Origin of the sequence: Streptomyces sp. NPDC097619, from assembly GCF_040302735.1 — a bacterium.
Taxonomy (GTDB): Bacteria; Actinomycetota; Actinomycetes; order Streptomycetales; family Streptomycetaceae; genus Streptomyces.
The window spans coordinates 24,547-31,914 of the sequence record NZ_JBEOSD010000090.1 but is presented as its reverse complement, the minus strand read 5'-3'; the positions used below and the strand labels follow the sequence as shown (position 1 = coordinate 31,914).

General features: G+C 72.1%; 6 protein-coding genes. 1 reads left to right on the top strand and 5 read right to left on the bottom strand.

The features are described from left to right. Positions 1–87: 87 nt before the first annotated feature. A complete protein-coding gene (locus tag ABTZ17_RS23185; protein WP_352197601.1) occupies positions 88–1,146 on the bottom strand; it encodes an LCP family protein in 1,059 nt (352 codons plus the stop codon). A 228-nt stretch (positions 1,147–1,374) separates the two neighbouring features. Between ABTZ17_RS23185 and ABTZ17_RS23180 the strand changes: the two genes are divergently transcribed. Then, positions 1,375–2,514 (top strand): hypothetical protein, encoded by a 1,140-nt coding sequence (locus tag ABTZ17_RS23180; protein WP_352197600.1) that lies wholly within the window; start codon positions 1,375–1,377, stop codon positions 2,512–2,514. Between the two features lie 107 nt (positions 2,515–2,621). Here ABTZ17_RS23180 and ABTZ17_RS23175 read toward each other — a convergent pair whose 3' ends face one another. From ABTZ17_RS23175 to ABTZ17_RS23160, 4 genes are read right to left on the bottom strand one after another with little or no spacing between them, the layout of a single operon-like run. After that, positions 2,622–4,226: a glycosyltransferase family 2 protein gene (locus ABTZ17_RS23175; protein ID WP_352197599.1), complete on the bottom strand. Its 1,605-nt coding sequence runs from the start codon at positions 4,224–4,226 to the stop codon at positions 2,622–2,624. A 13-nt stretch (positions 4,227–4,239) separates the two neighbouring features. Next, a complete protein-coding gene (locus ABTZ17_RS23170; protein ID WP_352197598.1) occupies positions 4,240–5,049 on the bottom strand; it encodes an Ig-like domain-containing protein in 810 nt (269 codons plus the stop codon). Between the two features lie 12 nt (positions 5,050–5,061). Then, positions 5,062–5,865: a rhamnogalacturonan acetylesterase gene (locus tag ABTZ17_RS23165; RefSeq protein ID WP_352197597.1), complete on the bottom strand. Its 804-nt coding sequence runs from the start codon at positions 5,863–5,865 to the stop codon at positions 5,062–5,064. After that, on the bottom strand, positions 5,866–7,359 hold the full coding sequence (locus ABTZ17_RS23160) for a D-ribitol-5-phosphate cytidylyltransferase (protein ID WP_352197596.1): 1,494 nt from the start codon (positions 7,357–7,359) through the stop codon (positions 5,866–5,868). Positions 7,360–7,368: the final 9 nt, after the last annotated feature.

Below are 7,368 nucleotides of genomic sequence, written 5' to 3'. Positions count from 1 at the left end.
CGCCGCGGCGGGGCCGGCCCCGCGCGGGCGGGGGGGCCCCCCCCCCCCCGGTCCGGTCTTCTGCGGCGCGCGGTGCGCGCGGGGCGCTCAGCCGCCGGTGGCGGGGGACTTCTTCGCCGAGGCGGGCACCTTGGTGTCGTTGCGCAGGGCCTCCCACAGCTGGTCGGCCTGCGGACGGGCGGCGACCACGCGGTTGGGGTCCACCTTGTCGTAGGCCACCGGGAGCATGATCGTCTCCATGGTGTTCGCGTCCACGCCCTTCATGCTCTTGGCGAAGTCGGCGAGGGAGGTCAGCGAGGCCAGCTCGGAGTCGGTGGTCAGCGACTTGGTGCCGGCGTCGGCCAACTTGTAGAGCCGGGTCGGGTTGCCGAAGGCGTTCTGGTTCTTGATCTCGGTGAGCATGGCCAGCATGAACTGCTGCTGGAGACCGATGCGGCCGAGGTCGCTGCCGTCCTTGTAGCCGTAGCGGGTGCGGACGAACTTCAGCGAGTCGGTGCCGTCGAGCTTGTGGGTGCCGGCCTCCAGCTGGAGACCGCCCTTGCCGCCGTTGATGGGCTCGTCCAGGGTCACCGTCACCCCGCCGAGCGCGTCCACCAGGCCCTTGAAGCCGGCGAAGTCCACCTCGACGAAGTGGTCGATGCGGATGTTCGACATCTGCTCGACGGTGTTCACCACGCAGGCCGGACCGCCCACGGTGTAGATGGAGTTGAACATCACGCGGTTCTTGGAGGGCAGCGTGGAGCCGTCCTCCTTGCGGCACTCGGGCCGGGTCACCAGGGTGTCGCGGGGGATGCTCACCGCGGTGGCCTTGGAGCGACCCTCGGGTATGTGCAGCAGCATCGCGGTGTCGGAGCGGGCGGTGCCGCCCACGTCGCCGTGGTCCAGCTCGGCGTTGGCCCCGCTGCGCGAGTCCGAGCCGAGGACGAGCACGTTCTGCGCGCCGGTGGCGACCTTCTCCGGACGGTTGTCGCCGATGGCCTTGTCGAGGTCCACGCTGTCCAGGTTGCCGTTGAGGTGGCTGTACAGCCACCAGCCGGCTCCGGCCAGACCCACGAAGAGGATCGCGAGCGAGAGCAGGGCGATGGTCAGCGCGCGGCGGGCACGGCTCTTCGGGCGGCGCCGGGAGCTGCCGGTCTGCCTGGTCATAGCTCGTCGAGCCCTTCCGTCGGGACCGCTTAGGGTTGCAGTGCGGGAGCCGGGGCGACCGGTCTGAACCGGCCGGGCCGTCTGGCTGAGGATGGTGTGAATAATAGACAGACTTTCGAGGGGTGGAGTCTGTCGGGGCGGGTACACCCTTCCGATGCGACACCGGGTCAAACGGGACATTCGGCGCAAGAGTTATCAACCGGTACCGGCGGAAAGGCAGCAGGCGGCGTGAACCGAGGCAGAGGCGGCAACAGGTCCGCGGTCTCCCCTCACGGGACCGACCGGCCCCCGCACGGCACCGACGGCCGGGGCCCCGCCCTTCCCACCGGCACCTGGCTCTTCGCGGGCGGCGACGGGCTGTTGACCGCCTACCTGCCCGCGCCCGGCGCCCTGCTCCGCTGGACCGAGGACCCGACCTCCCCGGGCCGTTGGTCCGGCCCCGACACGGTGGAGATACCCGGGGGCACGGGACCGGTGGACATGGCCCGCAGTCCCGAGGGCTACGTCCACTTCATCGCCCTGCGCCGGAGCCCCGAAGGTGCCCCCGAAGTGGCCTTCGCCACCCAGTTCCAGAGCCGCCGCGCCCTCACCGACTGGCACCCCCTCGGCGTCCCCGGCGTCCGCGGCGGCCCCACCGGCGACTCCCTCACCGGCCCGCCCCGCATCGTCGTCAACCGCCGCTCCGGCTCCGTGCACGTGCTCGTCTCCCTCCGCCTGGGCGGCATCGTCCGCCGCAGCCGCAACCCCAACGGCGGGTGGGGCGGTTGGAAGCACATCAGCCCCGAACCCGTCATCGGCGGGATCACCGCGGCCATGCCCGCGGGCGGCGCCCTGGAACTCCTCGCCGAAGGCGGAGCGGGCATCGAACGCTGGGCCGGTGCCGGACAGGGCCGCTTCGCCCTCACCGAGCGCATCGGCACCCCCCTCGTCCCCGGCAGCGCCACCGTCTGCGAGACCGGCCGCGGCCGGGCCACCTACTTCTGGCGCTACCCCGGCGACGGCTCCCTGGTGGCCTGGCGGGCCCCGCACCGCGAGGTGCAGGGCGGCCTGATGGGCCTCGGCGGGGCGGGCGGCCGCGGCGCCCCCGGCGCGGGCCGCGCGATGATCGGCGGCTACGACTGCACCGTCCTCGCCCAGAGCGGGGCCCAGGGCGACATCGAGCTGACCGCCTACGTCACCGAGAACGAGGGCTACGGCGCCTGGTGGGCCTCCCTGGGCGGCCGGGACCTGCGCGCCCCGCAGGTGGCCGTCGACGGCTCCGGACGCATCGTGGTGGCCGCCCTGGACGCCCGTGGCGTCCCCTCCGTGGCCCGGCAGGACCCGGGCGGCGACGGCCTCGCCTTCGGCGGCTGGCAGCCGATCGCCTGACCGCCCCCGCGGCCCCGTGCCGGGCCCCGCACGCGCGGGAGCCCGGCGGGGCGGACCGTCACCGGTCCCGCCGCCCGCCGGGCTCCCCACGCTCGTACCCGCTGCTCCTACGCTTCGTACACCGGCAGCGGGATCCGCTGGGACACCTCGATGCTCAGCCCGCCCGAGGGCGTGTAGTGCGGGGTGGCCACCAGCTCCATGCCCTGCATCGTGGGGGAGGGCGCGATGCCCACCGGCAGCCGCGCCATCGTGTCCAGCTCCGCCGACCGCTTCGGGCCCAGCCGGACCTCCTGGACCACGCCCTCGAAGCTGACCTTCAGGTACAGGTCCCAGATGCCCGTGGGCACCGGCCACCCGCTGGAGGTCTGCGAGAGGTTGATCCGCGAGGAGAACCGGCCCATCGCCCGGGTGTTGCCCTTGGCGTTGGTGAGGTTGTCGTCGCGGCGGGCCGTCACCGAGAAGGTCTCCTCCACCCCGGTGCCGCGCTGCCGCAGCACCACCCGGGTGGCGCGCTCCTTGGTGGACAGCTGCTCGTAGAAGGCGTACCCGTCCAACAGCAGCAGCGAGCCGTTCCACTTCATGCTCTGCAGTTCGTGACTGACCGTCATGTCGTCGGTGATGTCGAACAGTTCGTCCGGCAGTCCGACGGCCGCGTCCCGGAAGAACGGCAGCTGCGTGTACACCCGCCCGTTCTCCACCGTCTTGCGGACGGCCGGCCGCTCCTTGTCCACCTCGAAGGCGGCGATCCGCTCGGCCTCCGCGAACTTGCCCGCGGCCAGCAGCGCGAAGCGCACCGCGATCATCCGCGGCAGCAGGGTCAGCGCCCCCGGGGACGCCTGGGCGCGCAGCAGCTCTGAGGCCGCCCACAGGGTCTGCTCCCGGTCCACCGGGTCGGTGGGGTTCAGCAGGGCGGCGGCCGTGGCCTTGCCCAGCTCCACCTCCAAGTGCCGGGAGTACAGCTTGTCCCGCTGCGGGCCCGGCGGGACCAGGGAGTCGACCAGAGCCAGCAGCCGGCGCACGAGCCCGACCCGCTCGGTCAGGGAGACCCGGGCGCCCTGGCCCGGTCCCTTGATCACGCAGGTGGCGTCGCCGACGACCGAGATGTTGTCGGCGCCGATGTAGGCGGCGGCGGTGAAGGCCTGGTCGTCGCCGATGGTCATGTCGTTGGGGAAGGCCAGCCCGCGGCGCTGCACCATCGAGGTGCGGAACAGCTTGTCCGGGGTCAGCGACCAGTACGCCTTCGAGGTGTACAGGTCCAGGTGCGTCTGGGTGCGACGGAACATGGACGTGGCCACGGCGTGCCGGCCGGAGCTCTCCAGCTTGCCCAGGACCACGTCGGACTCGTTGCGGTCGCCGGAGGCCACCATGGCCTCCAGGGCGCCCGGCGCCAGCCGGTCCACGCCCTCCAGGAACATCACGTAGCGGCCGGCGGCCTGGCTCAGGCCCCAGTTCCGGGCGGCCGCCGGGCTCAGGCCCCGCGGCACCTGGCCCACCCGTAGCCAGCTCGGGTACTGGTGGGCGGCGCGCGCCAGCAGGGCCCCGCTGTCGTCGGTCGAGCCGTCGTCGACGGCGATGACCTCCAGCCGTTCGGTGCCGAGGGTCTGCGCGGCCAGCGAGGCCAGGCAGGCGTCCACGACCGCGGCCTGATTGCAGACGCGGACGACGACCGTCACGTCCTTGATGTCCGCGGGGCGGACCCATCCCGTGCTCATCTTCGGTTGCCCCTCATCGGTTCCGCGCGGCCTGGGCTTCCGGGGGCCACGGCATCTCCCCGGTGAACTCCGGCCACTGCCAGCGGCGGAACTGCGTGCTCGTCCTGTGCTCGGGGAACACCCCCGGCGCGTGGTAGCCCGGCCCGACCAGCACGTTGACGTGCGAGGACAGCTTGCCTCCGTCGGGCGTGGCCACGGTGTAGCGGAACCGGTCGTAGCCGGTGAACCCGCGCGCGGGCGCGTAGGTCACCCAGCCGTCGTAGGCCAGGTCCGCCTTGCCGTTCTCCGGCTTGGAGACCGAGACGGCGGTGCATCCGGCCGGTACTCCGGCCAGCAGGTTCACCGAGCCGGTCTGGCCGGGCTCGGCGGCGATCCGCAGGCCGGGGGCGCGCAGTCGCCGCACCACCAGGGCCTCGTCGCTCAGCTTGGCGGTGCGCAGGGTCTTGCGGCCGCTCGCGTCGGGCATGCCGACGAGGATCTGCGGGCGGATCCGCCGGGCGGTGGCGGGGTCCTTGACGCGGAGCTGGACCACGCCGGTGGCGTTGCCCCCGCCGTCGGCGCGGACCCGGAACCAGCGCTGCTCGCGGAAGTACTCCATGCCCTGGACGGCCTCGATCTCGGCGGCGCCGAGCAGCGGGGCCTCCGGCAGGTAGGCGTAGCCGCGGGAGGCTCCCTCGCCGGGGGCCACGGACAGGCCGAGCTGGAGGGTCTCGCCGGGCATGACCCCGCGGAAGGGGTCCGCGGAGCTGTACAGCCCGGCGTACACGAGGCCCAGGGCCGGGTTCTCGCCGAGGATCCGGCCCCGGCACAGCAGGTGGTTCACGTGCCGGACTCCTCAGGCGCCGGGGTACTGGGAAACGCGGGACTTGGTGCGCAGCCGGAAGGTCTCCTCGTCCAGCCAGCCCATCTCGCTGTAGTCGAAGCGGCGGCGGTCGAGGTCCCTGCCCCAGTGGGCGGGGATGATGCCCTGCTCCAGCATGGAGCGGACGGTGAACCGGGCCACCTCCACGGCGCCCTCGGCGCGCAGGTGGACGTTGTCCGCGTCCTGCACGTTGGCCTGGAGGGGCTCGCCGGGGCGCAGGTAGACGAAGACCGGCTTGGAGTTCTCCGGGCCGAGCTCCTCCCACCACTGGAGGCTCTGTCGGTACAGGTCCACGACCGGGACGTGCTCGTCCTCGGCGAGCTGCTGGGCGGCCAGCGGGTAGTCGCCGAGGAAGCGGGAGACGTTGCCGTGCCGGTCGATGCGGCGCCGCTCGTAGGGCAGCATGATCACCGGGTGGCCGCCGGCCTTGCGGGTGCCGTGCACGTAGGCCGACATGTGCTCCAGGAAGGTGGAGAACGGCTTGGTGTGCAGGCCGGGGTCCGGCTTCACGTCGTTCTGGCCGAAGCCGAACAGCAGGTAGTCGCCGGGGGAGATGTTCTCCAGGATCCACTGGAGGCGTCCGCGCTCCCGGAAGCTCTTGGAGCTGGCCCGCGCGCGGGCGCAGTTGACCACCTCGACCTCGTCGGTGAGGAAGAGGGGCATGGCCTGCACCCACCCGGCCATCGGCACGAAGCTGTAGGGCCGGGTGACCGCGTTGGAGCCGCTGGCGACGAAGATCCGCCGCCGCTGTCCGGGCTGACCTGCTGGCTGGCTCATCTAGTCCTCCGAGGACCGGCTGAGCACGGAGGCCAGGGCGGCCTCGAAGCCGGAGCGCTGGGCGGGGGCGGTGGGGTCCTGCTGGCGGACGTCGATGACGTGCCCGGTCATCTCCGAGAGCAGGACGTCCAGGGAGCTGCGGGCCACCGACTCGGAGGACAGCAGGGAGCCCTCGGGCTCCTGGCCGAAGGCCTTGGTCCGCATCGGGGTGGCGGTGCGCTCGGGGTTGATGCAGTTGACCCGGACCCGGTCGCCCGCCCACTCGTCGGCGAGGGCCTGGGTCAGGTTGACCATGGCGGCCTTGGTGGAGGAGTACAGGCTGTAGTCCGCGCGGCCGCGGGTGTAGCTGCTGGAGGTGAAGAGCAGCAGCTGGCCCTGGGTCTCGCTGAGGTACTTGAACGCCGAGCGGGCGATGTTCACGGGCGCGAGGTAGTTGACCTCCAGCGCCTCGCGGATGGTGTCGTTGTCGGTCTCGGCGAGGCGGCCGACGCGGAGGATGCCCGCGGTGTTGACGACGAAGTCCACGCGGCCGGTCTCCGCGTAGGCGGTGGCGAAGGCCTCGTCCACGTGGTCGGGGTTCTGCACGTGGGTGCCGGTGGTGGAGCGGCCGAGGGCGAAGACGCGGGCGCCGTACCCCTCGGCTATCCGCGCGATGTCGGCGCCTATGCCGTAGGAGCCGCCGAAGATCAGCATGGTCTTGCCTTCGAGCTGCTGGCGGTAGAACTCGTCGCCGGCCTCTTCGGGGGCGAGGGAGGAGGCCAGCTGGAACAGCTTGTCGGCGATGAACACGTCGACGGGCTGGGTGACCTTCATGTTGTACTCGTCGCCCATGACCACGTGGACCGGGACGTCGGGCAGGTAGCGCACGACCACGGAGCAGTCGTCGGTGGCCTGGAAGGCCGGGTCGCCGCAGGCCAGCTCGTAGGCGCGGCGGATGGTGGAGAGGCGGAAGCCCTGCGGGGTCTGCCCGCGGCGCAGCCGGGAGCGGTCCGGGACCTCGGTGATGAACTCGCCGTCGTCGCCGTGGGTGCGGGTGACGATGACGGTGTCCGAGGAGGGGATGGCCACGTCCACGGCCTGGTAGCGCTCCAGGGCCTCGACGCACTCCTTGACCACGCGCTGGGACAGCAGCGGGCGGACGGCGTCGTGGAAGAGGAGGTTGCAGTCCTCGCCCGCGGCCAGGGTCTCCGAGACGGAGGCGATGGCGATGTTGGTGGTCTCGCTGCGGGTGGAGCCGCCGGCGAGGACCCGGGTGACCTTCTTCAGGCCCGCGCGAGCGACGATCTTCTCGGCCTCGCCCGTGTAGTCGGGGGTCATCAGCACGATGACCTCGTCGATGTCGGGGGCGTGCTCGAAGATGTGCAGCGTGTGTTCGAGGATCGGCTTTCCGGCGATCTTCAGAAGCTGCTTCGGGATCTCGAGACCGATGCGCTGACCGGTGCCACCAGCGAGGACGACGGCGACCGTACGGCGTCGGGTTGCACTGTGGGACAAGGGTCTCCT